The sequence below is a fragment of the Bradyrhizobium sp. CCBAU 051011 genome (assembly GCF_009930815.1).
Taxonomy (GTDB): domain Bacteria; phylum Pseudomonadota; class Alphaproteobacteria; order Rhizobiales; family Xanthobacteraceae; genus Bradyrhizobium.
This window is the reverse complement of sequence record NZ_CP022222.1, coordinates 6,244,307-6,260,799: the sequence shown is the minus strand read 5'-3', so window position 1 is coordinate 6,260,799 and position 16,493 is coordinate 6,244,307. Positions and strand designations below refer to the sequence as shown.

Annotated in this window: 16 protein-coding genes; 2 read left to right on the top strand and 14 right to left on the bottom strand. The window is 62.7% G+C overall.

Annotated features, from left to right (window positions below; translation table 11 throughout):
- The first annotated feature begins 52 nt into the window (after nt 1-52).
- On the top strand, nt 53-1,309 hold the full coding sequence (locus ACH79_RS29245) for an Hsp70 family protein (protein ID WP_161854020.1): 1,257 nt from the start codon (nt 53-55) through the stop codon (nt 1,307-1,309).
- A 28-nt stretch (nt 1,310-1,337) separates the two neighbouring features.
- Here ACH79_RS29245 and ACH79_RS29240 read toward each other — a convergent pair whose 3' ends face one another.
- The 14 genes from ACH79_RS29240 to ACH79_RS29175 form a co-directional block, all read right to left on the bottom strand.
- A complete protein-coding gene (locus ACH79_RS29240; protein ID WP_161854019.1) occupies nt 1,338-1,865 on the bottom strand; it encodes a carboxymuconolactone decarboxylase family protein in 528 nt (175 codons plus the stop codon).
- Nucleotides 1,866-2,395: 530 nt separating this feature from the next.
- Complete coding sequence (locus tag ACH79_RS29235; protein ID WP_161854018.1) at nt 2,396-2,755, bottom strand: Zn-ribbon domain-containing OB-fold protein; 360 nt, start codon at nt 2,753-2,755, stop codon at nt 2,396-2,398.
- A complete protein-coding gene (locus ACH79_RS29230; RefSeq protein ID WP_161854017.1) occupies nt 2,752-3,888 on the bottom strand; it encodes a thiolase family protein in 1,137 nt (378 codons plus the stop codon). Before ACH79_RS29230 ends, ACH79_RS29235 begins: the two co-directional genes overlap by 4 nt.
- Before the next feature lie 115 nt (nt 3,889-4,003).
- Nucleotides 4,004-5,170, bottom strand: a complete 1,167-nt coding sequence (locus tag ACH79_RS29225; RefSeq protein WP_065753047.1) for an acyl-CoA dehydrogenase family protein — start codon at nt 5,168-5,170, stop codon at nt 4,004-4,006.
- Between the two features lie 8 nt (nt 5,171-5,178).
- Entirely contained in the window at nt 5,179-6,381 is a 1,203-nt protein-coding gene (locus ACH79_RS29220) for a CaiB/BaiF CoA-transferase family protein (protein WP_161854016.1), read from the bottom strand.
- Nucleotides 6,382-6,502: 121 nt separating this feature from the next.
- Nucleotides 6,503-6,709, bottom strand: coding sequence for a hypothetical protein (locus ACH79_RS29215; protein ID WP_161856636.1), 207 nt, complete (start codon nt 6,707-6,709; stop codon nt 6,503-6,505).
- A 125-nt stretch (nt 6,710-6,834) separates the two neighbouring features.
- On the bottom strand, nt 6,835-8,004 hold the full coding sequence (locus ACH79_RS29210) for an acetyl-CoA acetyltransferase (protein WP_161854015.1): 1,170 nt from the start codon (nt 8,002-8,004) through the stop codon (nt 6,835-6,837).
- 55 nt (nt 8,005-8,059) lie between these two features.
- Nucleotides 8,060-8,710, bottom strand: a complete 651-nt coding sequence (gene eda, locus ACH79_RS29205) for a bifunctional 4-hydroxy-2-oxoglutarate aldolase/2-dehydro-3-deoxy-phosphogluconate aldolase (RefSeq protein ID WP_161854014.1) — start codon at nt 8,708-8,710, stop codon at nt 8,060-8,062.
- A complete protein-coding gene (locus tag ACH79_RS29200; protein ID WP_161854013.1) occupies nt 8,707-9,645 on the bottom strand; it encodes a sugar kinase in 939 nt (312 codons plus the stop codon). Before ACH79_RS29200 ends, eda begins: the two co-directional genes overlap by 4 nt.
- 33 nt (nt 9,646-9,678) lie before the next feature.
- On the bottom strand, nt 9,679-10,665 hold the full coding sequence (denD, locus tag ACH79_RS29195; protein ID WP_161854012.1) for a D-erythronate dehydrogenase: 987 nt from the start codon (nt 10,663-10,665) through the stop codon (nt 9,679-9,681).
- A 49-nt stretch (nt 10,666-10,714) separates the two neighbouring features.
- Nucleotides 10,715-11,650, bottom strand: a complete 936-nt coding sequence (locus ACH79_RS29190; protein ID WP_161854011.1) for a carbohydrate ABC transporter permease — start codon at nt 11,648-11,650, stop codon at nt 10,715-10,717.
- Nucleotides 11,643-12,602, bottom strand: coding sequence for a carbohydrate ABC transporter permease (locus tag ACH79_RS29185; protein ID WP_161854010.1), 960 nt, complete (start codon nt 12,600-12,602; stop codon nt 11,643-11,645). Before ACH79_RS29185 ends, ACH79_RS29190 begins: the two co-directional genes overlap by 8 nt.
- Before the next feature lie 125 nt (nt 12,603-12,727).
- Complete coding sequence (locus ACH79_RS29180; RefSeq protein ID WP_161854009.1) at nt 12,728-14,047, bottom strand: ABC transporter substrate-binding protein; 1,320 nt, start codon at nt 14,045-14,047, stop codon at nt 12,728-12,730.
- 56 nt (nt 14,048-14,103) lie between these two features.
- A complete protein-coding gene (locus ACH79_RS29175; RefSeq protein WP_161854008.1) occupies nt 14,104-15,171 on the bottom strand; it encodes an ABC transporter ATP-binding protein in 1,068 nt (355 codons plus the stop codon).
- A gap of 193 nt (nt 15,172-15,364) precedes the next feature.
- On the opposite strand from ACH79_RS29175, the gene ACH79_RS29170 reads away from it, so the two are divergent.
- Nucleotides 15,365-16,396 carry a LacI family DNA-binding transcriptional regulator gene (locus tag ACH79_RS29170; protein WP_161854007.1) on the top strand — a complete coding sequence of 344 codons (1,032 nt, stop codon included), beginning with the start codon at nt 15,365-15,367 and terminating at the stop codon, nt 16,394-16,396.
- Nucleotides 16,397-16,493: the final 97 nt, after the last annotated feature.

Sequence of the window (16,493 nt, the reverse complement as noted above, 5' to 3'; positions counted from 1 at the left end):
TGGATTGATGGCCTCGTAATGTGTAAACGGGCGCTCCCTCCCGGAGCCTCCCATGTCGATCTGCGGCCTTGATTTCGGAACGTCGAACACGACGCTCGGCACCATCGATGGCCGGACGCCGGTTCTGGCGGCGCTGGAGGCGGCGCACACCACTATTCCCAGCGCGATCTTCTATGAGCCGAATGGTAACGTCCTGATCGGCCGCAGGGCCATGGAGGCCTATGTCGAAGGCACGGCCGGCCGGCTGATGCGCAGCCTCAAATCGGTGCTCGGTACCTCGCTGATCGAGGAAACCACCCGGCTCGGGCGTGCGCGGGTCGGCTTCCGCGACGTGATTGCCTATTATGTCGGGGCGGTCAAACGCCGCGCGGAACGGGCGACTAGCCGCCAACTGCGCAGTGTCGTCCATGGCCGTCCCGTGCACTTCGTCGACAATGCGCCGGACGCCGACCGCAAGGCCGAGGAAACCCTGCGGTCGATTGCGAAGGGAATCGGCTTCGACGAAGTCACGTTTCAGTTCGAGCCGATTGCGGCGGCCCTCGACTATGAGCGGCAGATCACGTCCGAGGAACTCGCACTGATCGCCGATATCGGCGGCGGCACATCGGACTTCTCGATCGTGCGTCTGGGACCCGAGCGCCACGGCAAGGCCGATCGTGCGGCCGATATTCTCGCCAATGACGGCGTACGCGTCGGCGGCACCGATTTCGACCGTCAGCTCAGCCTCGGCGTCGTCATGCCGCTGTTCGGATTCCGTAGCGCCATGAAACGTGCCGGGCTTGACGTGCCGTCGAGCTATTTCCACGACCTCGCCACCTGGTCGAGCATCAACCGCATGTACGAGCCGCGCGTGACGGCCGATATTCGCCAGGTCCGGCAGCAGGCCAAGGAACCGGAACTTCTCGACCGCCTGATCCGCGTCATCCACGAACAGCGCGGCCATACGCTGGCGATGGAAGTCGAGGACGCCAAGATCGCGCTCTCCGAGAAGCCCCGCGCGGACATTCCGCTGGAATGGGTCGCTCCCGGTCTCAGCGCTGACATCAGCCGCCCCGATCTCGTCAGCCACACAAAACAGTTGGCCGATCGGATCGCGGCGCGCATCAGGAACTGCCTCGTTCAGGCGGGGCTGGAGGCCGGCGATATCGATTCCGTTTTCCTGACCGGCGGTTCGGTAAAACTCGCCCACGTCCACAAGGCAATCACCAAGGCCGTGCCGTCGGCCCGCATCGTCGAGGGCGACATCTTCGGCGCCGTCGGTAAGGGGCTGACGCTGGAGGCGCTGCGGCGCTACGGGCCGGCGAAATAAGATCCGTCGTTCGCGGACCGATCGCCGATCAGCCCACCACCTCCGTCACCGGCTGCATATCGATGGCGAAGGTTTCCAGAAACTTCGACGTCATGATGTAGAAGCCGACCGAAAGCTGCAGCTCGACCAATGCAGCCGGGGTCAATTTGGCGGCGATGGCGTTGAAGGTCGCGTCCGTCGGCTTGTGAAGCTTGACGATTTCGTCGGTGAAGGCGAGCGCGGCGCGCTGCACGTCGTTATAACATGTCGCCACCTGCCAGTGCTCTAGCGCCTCATTCTGCTCGTCGGTGACGCCGACATTCTTGCCGATCCGCTTGTGGGCGACGATTTCATACGGCGCTTCGCACAGGATGCCGGTGCGGGTGATGGCAAGCTCGCGCACGATCGGGTCCAGTTCGCCCTTGTGCCTGATCGCCCCGCCGAGTCGGCAGTACTGTTCGAGATAGCTCGGCGAATGCGCCATCATCCGGAAGATGTTCGCATTGCGGTTTTTGCCGAGCAGTTCTCGGGTGCGATCGTTGTGCTTGGCGGGATCGCTATATTCAATGCGGGCCATTCGTCACCTTGGGGTCTTGGGCTTTTCTGATTTACTGACAGAGGGATCATGCACCGCAGCAGGAGCTCGATCAACCATCGAAACGCGGCCGACGCGGGTTCGAGGCGGCACTCAAGCCCTTAGACCCGCGCCAAAAAACTCCCTTTCTCGTGCACAAACCGGCTGCGAGCGAGACAAATTGCCGCCTCAATGCTGGTCGATTCTCAGCACTGTCGATATTCGCTGAGTGGGGACTCAAAAGAGCGAATACTCGTCGCGCGGGGTGTTCCGAGTAAACCAAACTGAGTTCATCAGGCCTTCACGGGCAAGGATGACTCATGCCCAAGTCTAGGGAGTTAGGCATGAAGGAAGCCACCAGGAAGGCGGCCTCGGAAGCACTTGCGCAGATGTTGGCGGTATCAGCGATGCTCGTTATCGCCAGCGTTGTGTTCTACTGGCACTGAATGTTGACGCGTCGAAGCACTCAGATTTTTCACCCGTTCCGCGTAATTCTGGGTTGCTTCGTTGCGTGAACATTGTGTTTGAACACGTCACTTTTTCTTCTCGAAATACGGGACCAGCCTTCCCGCAAACGGCCGATAGCTTGCGGTGACCTCATCGCCGATGGCGAGATCGTTGTCGCCGTGCGCCATCATGCGAAAGCCCTCCTCCGCATCGACCAGCACGATATTGTAGGGAACGTGCGCGCGCGTCTCCGGCGTCGCGGCGCGGCACACCAGCGATGTCGCGTAGACGGTCGCGATCCCGCTGGCGCGTTTCGCAACCGGATCCGGCGCACCACAGGCGGCGCAGAAGCTGCGATGGAAATATTGTGGTTTCCCACAGACACCGCAGGATTGATAGACGATGGCCTCGGCCCCCTTGGTCCAATCGGCTGACTTGTCGCTCATCGCACCCGCTCCAGGAACATGCTGACATGCGACGACAGCACGCCGCCGTCGCCATGCAACAGCGCGATCGAGGCATCGCGGACCTGGCGCGGACCGGCACGCCCGGTCATCTGCAGATGCGTCTCGACCAGATGCGCCATCGCGCCGCCGACGCCGCAATGGCCGTAGCTCAAGAGGCCGCCATGGGTGTTGAGCGGCATGGCGCCGTCGCGGCCGAAATGCCCTGCCCGCACCCGCGCCGCCGCCTCGCCGCGCCCGGCAAGGCCGAGGTCTTCCAGCAGCATCGCCAGCGTGATGGTGAAACTGTCGTAGACCGCCGCGTAACGCACATCCGATATCGCGACGCCCGATGCGGCCTTGGCCTTGGCGATCGCAATCTCGGCGCCGAGTTCGCTTAAGGCCGGCGCAGCTGTGATGTGCTGGTGGGTATGCGCCTGCGCACAGCCGCGCACGCGAACCCCGGTCGAGCCGGTGCGCTCGCGGCTGACCACGAACGCCGCGCCGCCGTCGGACACCGGGCAGCAATCCAGCAGCTTGAGCGGCATCGCTACCGGCTTCGAGGCCATCACATCGGCGACCGTGATCGGTTCATGAAACTGCGCCCCGGGATGGGTTATCGCATGCCCCCGCATCAGCACCGCAAATTCCGCGAGATCCGCCTGGGTGACGCCATATTCATGCATGTAGCGCGAGGCGACGAGGCCGTAATAGGCGGGGATGGTCGGTCCCAGCGGCACCTCGTAGTCGGGATGGCCGACCTGCGCCAGCGCCTGGATCGAGGCGTCGCGGCTCTGTCCGGTGAGACGGTTTTCGCCGCCGACAACCAGCACATGCTTTGCCACTCCGGCGTCGACCAGATGATGCGCCAGCATCGTCATCGCAAGCCCGGTCGCGCCACCGACCTGCACGGCGTGGGCGTAGGACGGCTGAATGCCAAAATGCTCGGCGAATACGGTCGCCAGCATGATGTGCGGGGAGACCGTCGAATAGCCGCAGAGAATGCCGTCGATCTCGGAGCGCTTCAACCCGGCGTCGGTAACGGCTGTTTCAGCGGCCTTGTTCATGAGATCGAGCGAAGACGAGCCTTCGTGCTTGCCGTAGGACGTCAGTCCGACGCCGGTGATGAAGCTCATCGCCATGCTTCCTTGTCATTCCGGGGCGCGCGAAGCGCGAACCCGGAATCTCGAGGTTCCGGGTTCGATGCTTCGCATCGCCCCGGAACGACCATTCGAGAGAGTGCGTCCATCCTCAATACGACTTCGGCAGGCCCAGTACCTTCTCCGCAATAAAGCTGAGAATGAGCTGCGGGCTGATCGGGGCGATGCGCGGGATCAGCGATTCCCGCAAGTATCGCTCGACATGATATTCCTTGGCGTATCCGAAGCCGCCATGGGTCATGACCGCCTGCTCGCAGGCGTGGAAGCCGGCTTCGGCGGCGAGATACTTCGCTGCATTGGCGGCCGGTCCGCATTGCATGCCCTGGTCATACTGCCAGCCGGCAGAGAGCACCATCAGCCATGCGGCCTCCAGCTCCATCCAGTTCTTCGCCAGCGGGTGCTGGATGCCTTGATTCATGCCGATCGGACGGTTGAAGACGATACGGTTCTTCGCATAGGCCGCGGCGCGCGACAGCGCGACCTGGCCGAGGCCGACCGCTTCGGCCGCAATCAGGATGCGCTCGGGATTCATGCCGTGCAGGATATATTCGAAGCCGCGGCCTTCTTCGCCCAAGCGGTCCTCGACGGGAATTTCAAAATTCTCGAAGAACAGCTCGTTTGAATCGACGGGCTTGCGGCCCATCTTTTCGATCTCGTGGACCGTGACGCGCTGCTTGTCGAAGTCCGTGTAGAACAGGCTCAGGCCATGCGTCGGGTTCTTCACCTCTTCCAGCGGCGTGGTGCGCGCCAGCAGCAGGATCTTGTTGGCGACCTGCGCCGTGGAAATCCAGACCTTCTGGCCGTTGACGACATATTTGTCGCCCTTGCGCACCGCGCGGGTTTTCAGTTGCGTGGTGTTCAGCCCGGTATTGGGTTCGGTCACCGCAAAGCACGACTTATCGCGGCCGTCGATGATCGGCGGCAGCATGCGCGTGCACTGTTCCTTGGTGCCGAATACGACGACGGGATTGAGCCCGAACACGTTCATGTGCACGGCGGAGGCGCCGGACATGCCGGCCCCCGATTCCGAAATCGTCCGCATCATGATCGCGGCGTCGGTGATGCCGAGCCCGGAGCCACCATATTCCTCGGGGATGCAGATGCCGAGCCAGCCGGCATCAGCCAATGCGCGGTGGAAGTCGGCGGGGTAGCCACCCTCCTTGTCCTTCTTCAGCCAATAGGCATCGTCGAAGCGCGAACAGATTTTCCCGACCGCGTCGCGGATCGATTCCTGGTTGGCGGACAGCGCGAAATCCATGTGTCATCCTATGTGTTTGGCACGGTCTTGGTGACGCCTTCGCGCACCAGGGTGGCAATCTCGTCCGCCGAAAAGCCCGCTTCGCTGAGAATTTCCGCGCTGTGCTCGCTCAGGCGCGGCGCCAGCCGTTTTGTCTCAACCGGCGTTTCGGAAAACCGTGTCGATGGCCTCATGTTGCGAATGCGGCCCTCGGTCGGATGCTTGACCACCGGGAAGAACTTCGTCGCAACGATGTGGGGATCGCCGAGCAGGCTTTCGAGATCGTGCATCGGCATGACCGGCACGTCGGCCTTCTCGAGGATCGCGGTCCACTCGGCGGTGGTTTTGGTCTCGAGGATGCGCGCCAACTCGGCGTATACCGTGTCGATATTGGCGGCGCGGCCGGCGAAGGTCGCAAATTTCGGGTGGACGCGAAGATCGTCGCGGCCGGTGGCATCGAAGAAATTCTGCCACTGCTTGTCATTGTAGACGATCACGCAGATATAACCGTCGGAGGTCTTGTAAGGCCGACGGTCCGGCGACAGGTGGCGGGCATAACCACCCTTGTCGAGCGGCGGCTCGTAGGTGAGACCGCCCATGTGGTCGCCCATCACGAAGCCGGCCATGGTTTCGAACATCGGAATGTCGACGCGCTGGCCGCGCCCGGTACGGTTGCGATCGACCAGGCTGGCGCAGATCGCGCCAACGGCCGTCAGACCGACGATGCGGTCGACCAGCGCATTGGGAACGTAGCGCGGCACACCGTCGGCCGTCTGCGCCATCAGCGCCGGCAAGGCGGTAGCGCCCTGGATCAGATCATCATAGGCGGGCTTTGCCGCATAGGGGCCGTCCTGACCAAAGCCGAATACGCCGGCATAGATCAGGCGCGGATTGACTTGCGATACCACGTCGTAGCCGAGGTTCAGCCGCGCCATCGCCTGCGGGCGCACATTGTAGACCAGCACGTCGGCGGATTTGATCAGCCGCAGCACGGCTTCGCGTCCCGCCGGCTTCTTCAGGTCGAGGCAGATGGAACGCTTGCTGCGGTTGGTGTTGAGGAACACCGGCCCCATGCCGGGATGGCGCGTCGGCCCGATCTGCCGCGTCACGTCGCCGTCAAGCGATTCAACCTTGATGACGTCGGCGCCGTAGTCGCCGAGCATCTGGGTTGCATAGGGCCCCATCAGCACGGTCGTCATATCGATGACCTTGGTGCCCGCCAATGGTCCCATGGATCAGCCTGCTCCCGATACACGGCCACCGCCGCCGCATTGTTGTGGGAACCAAGTAACGGCAGGCGCTTGCGAAGATCAAGGCGCGCCCAGCGTATGGCCGTATGCGCAATGGCGGCGGCTATTTCGTCGGTTTGGATCTGGCGTCGCGCTCCCGGGTCAGGCGTTCCAGCTCTTCATTCTGCTGGTGGAGGCGATCGGCGATGCGCGCTTCGTTCTGTTCGCCGGAGGCGGCGGCAGCCTGCTCGATCAACTGCCGGATGTTGTCTTCCAGAATCCTGATCCGGTTGTTGAGTTCTGACTGTGACAACGAACTTTCGTTGCTCATGATGCACGCTCCGGAAATTGTAGGGTGGGCAAAGCGAGGCGTGCCCACCAGCCTCATCTCACGGTACTCATGGTGGGCACGGCGCTGATGCGCCTTTGCCCACCCCTAGGATAGCACATTCGCGGCTACTTTGCGGGCTCCAGCACGGAGACGTAGTTGGCCACCGCCGCGCCGCCCATGTTGAAGATGCCGGCAAGCTTCGGGTTCTTGAGCTGCATGCCCTCGGGCGCCTGGCCGGCGAGCTGCATCGCGCTCATCACATGCATGGAAACGCCGGTCGCGCCGATCGGGTGGCCCTTGGCTTTCAGGCCACCGGACGGATTGACCGGCAGCTTGCCGTCCTTCAGCGTCCAGCCTTCCTTGATGGCACGGGCACCCTGCCCGCGCGGCGTCAGGCCCATCGCTTCATATTCGATCAGTTCGGCAACCGTGAAGCAATCGTGAGTCTCGACAAAGGAGAGATCGCTGAGCTGCACGCCGGCCTGCGCCAGCGCGCGCTGCCAAGCCACCGTGCAGCCCTCGAACTGCAGGATGTCGCGCTTTGACATCGGCAGGAAATCCTGCGCATGCGCGGTGGCGCGGAAGTTCACCGCCTTGCCCATCGTCTTCGCGGTCTCGCTATCGGTCAGCACCAGCGCTGCCGCACCGTCCGACACCAGCGAACAGTCCGTACGCTTCAGGGGACCGGCGACGTATGGATTCTTCTCGCTCTCGGAGCGGCAGAACTCGAAACCGAAATCCTTGCGCATCTGCGCATAGGGATTGGCAACGCCGTTCTTGTGGTTCTTGGCTGCGATCAAGGCCAGCGCGTCCGACTGGTCGCCGTATTTCTGGAAATAGCCTTGCGCGATCTTGCCGAACACGCCGGCAAAGCCGCCGACAGTGTCGCCATCCTCAGGCAGATAAGACGCCTTCAGAAGGTAGCGGCCGATATCGGCCGAGGGCGTCCGCGTCATCTGCTCGACGCCGACCACCAGCACGATCCGGGCCGCGCCCGAGGCGATCGCGCGGATGCCCTGATGCACCGCCGCCGTACCGGTGGCGCAGGCGTTCTCAACACGGGTTGTCGGCTTGAAGCGCAGCTTGGGGTCGGCCTGCAGCACCAGCGAGGCGGTAAAATCCTGCGGCGAGAAGCCGGCATTGAAATGCCCGAGCACGATCTCGTCGACGTCCTCGGCGGAAATACCGGCGTCGGCCAGCGCGTCGGTCGCAACCTTCACCACGAGGCTTTCGACGGTCTCGGCGTCGAACTTGCCGAATGGCGTGTGCGCCCACCCGACGATGCTGGCTGTCATGGTCGTTCTCCCTGTTCCGGTTCTGAAGCCCTTGTACCCTATCGGGAAAAAGACTTCACGCCAGTTTCAGCGATTTCAGGGTGCGCTGGCACATGGCGGTTATGCCGGCCCAATTGCTGGCCCGGATGTCCGCTGCCGGGCAGAGCCAGGAACCGCCGACCGCCACCACGTTCGGCTCGGCCAGCCAGGACGCCGCATTGGCTTCGCTGATCCCGCCGGTCGGGCAAACCCTGATGTGCGGGAACGGTCCCGCCAGCGCCCGAAGTGCCTTGATACCGCCGACCTGCTCGGCGGGGAAGAATTTCACGAGATCGAAGCCGGCGGCCAGCGCCTGCATCAGCTCGGAAGCCGTCGCGATCCCCGGGGCGAACGGCAGGTTGCCTGCGGCGGCAGCCTTCAGGAGCTCCGGCGTTGCGCCCGGGCTGATGCCGAATTTGGCCCCGAGCGCCGTCGCCCTCGCCAGATCGTCGGCGTTCAGGATCGTGCCGATGCCGACAATAGCGTCCGGCACCTCCGCGATCATGGCCTTGGCGGCGTCTGCAGCGACCGGGGTCCGCAGGGTGACTTCCAGCACGCGCACCCCGCCGGCGACCAGCGCGCGTGCCAGCGGCACCGCATCTTCCAGCCGTTCGATGGTGAGCACAGGGATGACAGTCGCGGACTTGAAGATGGCGGCGAGTTTTTCCTGTCGGGAAGCTGCGCTCATGGAGGTGCCTTGCGAGAGGTAGCGGGAAGGAGGCCGGGCGGCATCGCCGCGCGCGGGATGATGGCTCCGGGATGGCATACCACAACCCCGGCGAGGCGGTGTCCCGCCCGCGCGGCTTCGATCGGATCCGCGTCCAGCAGGCGCGCGGCAACATAGGCGGCAGCAAAACTGTCGCCGGCCGCGGTGGTATCGACGACGGGCGCTTTCAATGGTTCGGCCCTGACCGGATAAAGCGCGCCCTGAAGACGCAGAATGCTCGCCGGTTCCGAAAGCTTCAGCACCACCTCCGCGCCCGGAATCCGCGCCAGCAAGGCGTCGTTGCTTTCGCCGGGATAAAGCGGAGCCAAGTCCTCGGTGGACGCCAGCACGATATCGACTACGGCAAAGGCCTCCCGGAAAACGGCGCGGGCGACGTCGAGGTCGGGCCAGCCCCGCGACCGGAAATTGGTATCGAAGGCGAACCGCGCCCCGGCTTCACGCGCCCTTCTTAGCGCTGCAAACAGCCGCGCCCGGCCCTCCGCGCCATACAGCGACAGCGTGATCGCCGAGAGATAGATAACGTTATAGCCGGCCAGCGCATCCAGGATCTCCGGCGTCTGCGGCAAATCCATCAGGCTGCGCGCGGCGGCGCCGTCGCGCCAGTGAAAGAACCGGCGTTCGCCCTTGTCGTCGGTCTGGATCATGTAGAGGCCCGGCAGCTTGCCGGCCAGCCGCGCCACGCGTTGGGTCCCGACTCCCTCCGCCGCCCAGCCGGCGATCATCTCGTCGCTGAGGCTGTCGTCGCCAAGCGCGGTGATGTAATCGGCGCCGGCACCGAGCCGGGCGAGATAGACCGCGGTATTGAGCGTGTCGCCGCCATAGCCGCGCGAGAACAGGCCACCATCAGCCTGCTTCAGCTCGACCATGCATTCGCCGATGCAGGCTACACTGCTCATGACCGCATCCGCGTCAGGAAACGTGAGATCGCGTCAGGCCGCAAACTTGCCGCCGAGTTCATCCTCGATGTGGATCCGGATGATGTCGTCGAACGTCTTCTCGGCGGTGGTGAAGCCGAGCTTGAGCGCGCGGTCGGTGGAAAAATCCCGCGGCCAGCCCGAGACGATGCCGATGATGGTCGGATCGGGCACGCGCTTGATGCGCGCGGTGACGTTCTTGCCGGCGACGCGGTCGAGCGCTGCGATCTGTTCGCCGACGGTCACGGACATGCCGGGCATGCTGAGATTGCGCCGCGGGCCCATCGCGTCGAGATCCATGGTGCCGGCGTGGACCAGAAAGCCGACTGCGGATTTCGGCGAGGCGTGCCAGTGCCGCACGTCCTCGGACACCGGCAGCACCGCCTCCTCGCCCGCCAGCGGCTCGCGGATGATGTTGGAGAAGAAGCCGGAGGCCGCCTTGTTCGGCTTGCCCGGCCGCACGCAGATCGTCGGCAGGCGGATCGAGATGCCGTCGAGCAGGCCCTTGCGGGTGTAGTCGTTGATGAGGAGTTCGCAGATCGATTTCTGCGTGCCGTAGCTCGTCAGCGGCGTATGGAAGAACTCGTCGCCGATCTTTTCCGGGAACGGCGCGCCGAACACCGCGATCGAGGACGTGAACACCAGCCGCGGCTTGTAGCCGCCGCCGGCATGACGAATGGCGTCGATCAGATGGCGGGTGCCGTCGAGATTGATCCGGTAGCCCTTGTCGAATTCGGCTTCCGCCTCGCCCGAGACGATGGCGGCGAGATGAAAGATCACCTCCGGCCGATGTGCGATCAGCGGCGCCGCAGCGCCAGCATTGGCAAAGTCGGAAGACACGACCTGGATCGGGATCGATGCGTTGGCAGGCTTGGCGGGCGCCACCACGTCCTGCAACGTCATGCGGGTGATGTCGTGCTTGCCGAGGCGGCCGTCGCGCAGCAGCCGGTCGGTCAGCTTGCGGCCCACCATGCCGGCGGCGCCGAGAATCAGAACGTGCACGACCCGTCTCCTTTTATTAGCCTGTTATCAGATACGGGCCTTAAAGCGCTCACTCTTTCACGGCTCCCGTCATGGCCGACACATAGTGCTCGACGAAGAAGGCGTAAAGAATGACGAGCGGCAAAGAGCCCGCCAGCGCGCCCGCCATCAGCGAGCCCCAGCGATAAATATCGCCGTCGACGAATTCGTTGACGATCGCAACCGGCACCGTCTTGTTGGAGGTCGATTGCAGGAACGTCAGCGCGTAGATGAACTCGTTCCAACACAGCGTGAAGCAGAAGATGAACGCAGAGATCAGTCCCGGGATCGCCAGCGGCAGCACGATCTTGATCAGAATCTGCCAGCGGCTGGCGCCGTCGATCAGCGCGCATTCCTCCAGTTCGAACGGGATGGTCTTGAAGTATCCCATCAGAAGCCAGGTCGAGAACGGGATCAGGATGGTGGGATAGGTCAGGATCAACGCCATCGGCGAGTCGAACAGGCCGTACTGAAACACGACGGTGGCAAGCGGAATGAACAGGATCGACGGCGGCACCAGATAGGCCAGGAAGATCAGGCCGCCGACCATATTGGCGCCCTTGTAGCGGAGGCGAACGATGGCATAGGCGGCGAGCACGCTCGCGATGATCGACAGGATGGTGGCGCAGACCGCCACATACATCGTGTTCCAGAGCCACATCGGATAGTGGCTTTCGAACAGCAGCTTGTAAAAGTGCTTGAACGTCGGATTCCAGGTCCAGAACGGGTTGAACTTGTCGAGGTCGAGCAGTTGCTCGTCCGGTTTGATCGCCGTCAGGCCCATCCAGTAGAACGGGAACAGCAAGACGACGACGATGATCGACAGCGGCAGATAGAGCGTCACCAGCCGGCGCGGTACCGACTGCAGGTAACTCATGCCCTCGCTGTGATCGTCCATCGCAACTGTCGGCGCGGAACTATGCAGCACGGCCTTGAGATCGATCCGCGAAGTGGGAAGATCAGTCATTGCTCTCTCCCTGCTGCCACTTGCGGCGCTGCAGCCCGAACCAGGACACCATGATCGCCGCGAGCAGGAACGGGATCATCGCGCTTGCGATCGCCGCGCCCTCGCCGAGCTGGCCAGCGATGATCGCACGCTGGTACGACAAGGTCGCCATCAGATGGGTGGCGTTGACCGGGCCGCCCCGCGTCATCGCCCAGATCAACTGGAAGTCGGTGAAGGTGAACAACACCGAGAAGGTCATCACGACAGCGATGATCGGAGTCAGCAGCGGATAGGTGATGAACCGGAATCGTTGCCAGCTGGTCGCGCCATCGAGGATCGCCGCCTCGTAAAGCGATGGCGACACCGTCTGCAGGCCCGCCAGCAGCGTGATCGCGACAAAGGGAACGCCGCGCCAGATGTTGGCGAAGATCACGCAGATACGGGCCCACGTGGTATCGCCGAGAAAATTGATGTTCTCGGTGATCAGGCCCATCTGCTTCAAGGACCAAGAGATGATCGAGAACTGGGAATCGAAGATCCACCAGAACGCCAGCGCCGACAGCACCGTGGGCACGATGAAGGGGATCAGCACCAGCGCGCGCAGCATCGCCTTGAAGGGCATGTTCTCGTTCAGCAGCAGCGCCAGATAGAGCCCGATACCGAATTTGATCGCGCTCGCGATGAACGTGTACAGAAGCGTGTTGAACACCGAGAGCCAGAAGATCGCGTCGTCCCATAGCCACTCGTAATTCTCGGTCCCGACGTATGCCCCGACGCGACCGATGCGGGTGTCGGTAAACGAAAGCCAGATACCGAGACCAAGCGGATAGGCCAGGAAGAAAATCAGGAACGCCATCGCCGGTACCATGAACCAGAAGCCCACCCAGTTACGGTTGTGCTTGAGCTGGTCCCACGCGCTGGCCTCGCGGATCTCCGTCTTGGCGCGTCTTGGCGCGATTGCGATGTCTGCCATGGGCGATGTCCCGTTTGCGCCGTTGTCTAGAGCACGATCGCTTCGGAAAGCCCCTACCCGCTTTTCCGGAACATGCCCTCACATTAGTGGAGCGGACGGCGGCATGCGCCATCCGCTCCGGTTGATCAGCGATAGATGCGCTTCAACTGCCGCTCGGTTTCCGCGATCGCGGTCTTGGCATCCTTGGCGCCGGTGCAGTAGTTCGCGAACATGTCGACCACCAGGAAGTCGGCGATCGCGGTTGCCGCCTTTTCGCCCGGCGTACCGATGCCGGACGCAGGCAACGCGCGCTTGCTCGCCTGGCTGAACACCTGGTTCTTCGGGTCGGCCGTCCAAACCGGCGAGTTATCGTAGGCATTGAGCGTGTGGGTGAGATAGCCCCGCGCGCCCATAAGCCACTTGTCGTAGTTTTCCTTCTCCAGCATGAAGGCGATGAAGGCCTTCGCGGCGTTCGGATATTTGGTGAACTTGAACGCCAGGATCGGCACGCAGAGCTGCAGTTCGGTCGGCTTCCCGATGGGCCCGACCGGCCACAGCGCATGATACGTGTCTTCGGTAAGTTCCTTCTTGGTCGGATCGTCCTTGGCCGCGACATAGATCGAGATGCCGTTGGCGGTGCAGTGCAGTTCGCCCGACAGATAGGCCTTGTTGTTCGACGAATCGTTCCACGACGCAACGCCGGGAATGAAGGTGTCGGACAGGGCCTTGCAGTACTCGAGCGCCTTCACGGTCTCGGGCGAGTTGATGATGACCTTGTTGTCCTTGTCGACGGTGTAGGCGCCGTGACCCCAGAGGATCCAGTGCAGCCAGGCATTGGCGTCGCCCGAGGCGTGGCCCAGCGGGAAGCCGGCCGGCGTGTTGTTCTTCTTGAGCGCCTTGCACATTTCGAGGAAGCCCGGGAAGTCCTTCGGGAAATCCTTGAACCCGGCCTTTTCCACCGACGATTTGCGGTAGGTCATGTAGCCGCCGACGGTCGCGACCGGGATGCCGAGCCAGTTGTCGCCCTGCTTGCAGGTCACCGCCGCCGCTTCGGTCCATCCGCCGTATTTCTTGCCGAGATAGTCGGCGACGTCGTTCAGCTGCAGCACCTGCGCCGGGAACAGTTGCGGTAGCGTGTGCAAGCCCCAGGCGAGGTCGAGGCCCGAGCCGGTGTTGGCGGCCACGGATGCCTTCGGCTGCACGTCCTCGAACGACTCCGAGAACACGTTCATTTCGGTGCCGGTCGCGGTCTTGAATGCGGCGACCATCGCGTTGAAGGCGTCGTCTTCCGCTGGCACGAAACGCTTCCAGCGCATCACGGTGAGCTTGGCGCCGGATTCGGCCTTCCATGGCGAGGCTTGCGCCCAGGCCTTGGCGAAATCGAGCAGTGCCGGTCCGGTCAGCGCGCCGGCCGCCGCCAGCGCGGTGCCACCCTGAAGCAGAGAGCGGCGGGTAAAGTCCTGCATAGTCCATCCTCCCTTTGAATATTATTAGTTATTGCTCAGCCACTTTTTGTAATTGCTCAGCTATTCAGTCTCTTGCCAGTCGCCTCGTCAAACAGATGTACGAGCGACGGATCCGGCTTGAGCCGGATCTTGTCACCCGGATTGAATTGATGCCGCTCGCGGAACACGGCGACCACCTGCTCTCCGCCGAGCTTGGCGAAGACCTGGGTCTCCGAACCGGTCGGCTCGACCACGATGATTTCGGCTTCGGCGCCGTCATCGGCGATGGTGAAGTGCTCGGGCCGCACGCCGTAGACAGCCGGCTGGCCTTCCGAATTGGCGGGCGCCGAGCCCAGCGGAAGTTTCACGCCGTTCGGACCTTCGAACCCGGCGCTGCCGTTCGACTTCACCTTGCCCTTGAGGAAGTTCATCGCTGGCGAACCAATGAAGCCCGCAACGAACTGGTTGGCAGGAGTGTCGTAGAGTTCGAGCGGGGTGCCCATCTGCTCGACGATGCCGTCGTGCATCACGACGATCTTGTCAGCCATGGTCATCGCCTCGATCTGGTCGTGGGTGACGTAGACCGTGGTGGTCTTCAGCCGCTGGTGCAGCTCCTTGATCTCGGTGCGCATCGCGACGCGCAGCTTGGCGTCAAGGTTGGACAAGGGCTCGTCGAACAGGAACACCTGCGGATCGCGCACGATGGCGCGGCCCATCGCGACGCGCTGGCGCTGGCCGCCCGACAACTGCCGCGGATAGCGATCGAGCAGCGGGGTCAGCGCGAGAATTTCAGCGGCGCGCTTGACGCCGGTGGCGATTTCATCAGGCTTTGCCCCGCGCAGCTTGAGTGAAAAGCCCATATTGTCGGCCACTGTCATGTGCGGATAGAGCGCGTAGTTCTGGAACACCATGGCAATGTCGCGCTCTTTAGGCTGGACATTGTTGACCACGCGATCGCCGATCGAAATCGTTCCGGAGGTGATGTTTTCGAGGCCGGCGAGCATCCGCAGCAAGGTCGATTTGCCGCAACCGGAGGGGCCGACCAGCACGACGAATTCGCCATCCTCGATCGGAATCGACACGCCGTGCAAAACTTCAAAATTGCCGAACGACTTGCGCACGTCGCGAATCTGTACCGACGACATCGAATTCACTCCCCTCATTGTTCTGTTATTGGCGCCGCAAGCGGGCGGCGGCGCCTTGCTGTCTTTTCGACTCTAATGCCGGAAGCCGAATTCAACGGTCATTATCATCCGCAGTTTGGCGGTTTTTAGCAATCCGATGGTAGCGCTGTCAATAATTGTTCAAACGTCTAATCTGTTGTGATATGAGCGCAAGATGGGACGAAAACAGACAAAGTCTGGCAAAATCCGCCTCACCGAGGTCGCCAAGCTCGCTGGCGTCAGCCCCATCACGGCATCGCGTTTCTTCAGGAACCCCGAAGCGCTGTCGGAAAGTAAGCGGGAACGCGTCGACAGCGCCGTGAAGGAACTGGGTTACGTTCCCAATCTCGCCGCTCGCGCACTCGCCTCCCACCGCACCGAAGTCATCGGCGTCGTGATTCCTTCCCTCACCAACAACGTATTCGCCGATGTGTTGCGCGGCATCTACGATTCATCCGAAGGCAGCCGCTACTCGATTCAGCTTGCCAATACGCGCTACAGCATCCTGCAGGAGGAAAAGCTGCTGCGGCTGTTCCGGGCGCAGAAGCCCGCAGGGCTGATCGTCACGGGCATCAATCAGACCGCGGAATCGCGCACGATCCTGGAGTCGATGAATTGCCCGGTCACGCAGATCATGGAGATCGGCGACAGCCCGGTCGACATGATGGTCGGCTTTTCCCATTATGATGCCAGTTTTGCCGCGATCTCGCACATTCTGGAGCAAGGGCACCGTCGCATCGGATTTCTCGGCGCACGAATGGATCCGCGCGTGCAGCGGCGGTTCGAAGGGTATCGTGATGCCATGAAGGCGGCATCCCTGTTCGATCCGAACCTCGTCGTCACCACGTCGGTGCCGACGACCGTGACGCTTGGCGGGACGTTGTTCGCCGATCTTCTGGCGCGGACGGCCGAGATCGACGCAGTATTCTGCGTCAACGACGACCTGGCGCTGGGCGTGCTGTTCGAATGCCAGCGCCGACAGATCGCGGTACCGCGCGACCTCGCCATCGTCGGCTTCAACGACCTCGAGTTCATGGCGTCCGCGGTCCCCTCCCTCACCAGCGTGCGCACGAATCGCTATGAGATGGGAAGGCACGCCGTCACCATGGTGATCGATGCGATCGAAGGCCGCCGGCCGCGAGAGCCCGTGCTCGACCTCGGCTTTCAGCTCATGGTGCGCGAAAGCTCGATGCCGCAAACGACGTAACGATGACGTCAGACAGAAGGTCGCAGCGGGTGGCGAAAATGGTAGCGCTACCTTTTGGGGCGAATTAGGATTGATTGACCTGAAACCGATTGGCGCG

Excerpts from the sequence above, each read along its gene's own strand:
- ACH79_RS29245 (WP_161854020.1), top strand. The coding sequence starts at position 53 with ATGTCGATCTGCGGCCTTGATTTCGGAACGTCGAACACGACGCTCGGC.
- ACH79_RS29240 (WP_161854019.1), bottom strand. The coding sequence starts at position 1,865 with ATGGCCCGCATTGAATATAGCGATCCCGCCAAGCACAACGATCGCACC.
- ACH79_RS29235 (WP_161854018.1), bottom strand. The coding sequence starts at position 2,755 with ATGAGCGACAAGTCAGCCGATTGGACCAAGGGGGCCGAGGCCATCGTC.
- ACH79_RS29230 (WP_161854017.1), bottom strand. The coding sequence starts at position 3,888 with ATGAGCTTCATCACCGGCGTCGGACTGACGTCCTACGGCAAGCACGAA.
- ACH79_RS29225 (WP_065753047.1), bottom strand. The coding sequence starts at position 5,170 with ATGGATTTCGCGCTGTCCGCCAACCAGGAATCGATCCGCGACGCGGTC.
- ACH79_RS29220 (WP_161854016.1), bottom strand. The coding sequence starts at position 6,381 with ATGGGACCATTGGCGGGCACCAAGGTCATCGATATGACGACCGTGCTG.
- ACH79_RS29215 (WP_161856636.1), bottom strand. The coding sequence starts at position 6,709 with ATGAGCAACGAAAGTTCGTTGTCACAGTCAGAACTCAACAACCGGATC.
- ACH79_RS29210 (WP_161854015.1), bottom strand. The coding sequence starts at position 8,004 with ATGACAGCCAGCATCGTCGGGTGGGCGCACACGCCATTCGGCAAGTTC.
- eda (WP_161854014.1), bottom strand. The coding sequence starts at position 8,710 with ATGAGCGCAGCTTCCCGACAGGAAAAACTCGCCGCCATCTTCAAGTCC.
- ACH79_RS29200 (WP_161854013.1), bottom strand. The coding sequence starts at position 9,645 with ATGAGCAGTGTAGCCTGCATCGGCGAATGCATGGTCGAGCTGAAGCAG.
- ACH79_RS29190 (WP_161854011.1), bottom strand. The coding sequence starts at position 11,650 with ATGACTGATCTTCCCACTTCGCGGATCGATCTCAAGGCCGTGCTGCAT.
- ACH79_RS29185 (WP_161854010.1), bottom strand. The coding sequence starts at position 12,602 with ATGGCAGACATCGCAATCGCGCCAAGACGCGCCAAGACGGAGATCCGC.
- ACH79_RS29180 (WP_161854009.1), bottom strand. The coding sequence starts at position 14,047 with ATGCAGGACTTTACCCGCCGCTCTCTGCTTCAGGGTGGCACCGCGCTG.
- ACH79_RS29175 (WP_161854008.1), bottom strand. The coding sequence starts at position 15,171 with ATGTCGTCGGTACAGATTCGCGACGTGCGCAAGTCGTTCGGCAATTTT.
- ACH79_RS29170 (WP_161854007.1), top strand. The coding sequence starts at position 15,365 with ATGGGACGAAAACAGACAAAGTCTGGCAAAATCCGCCTCACCGAGGTC.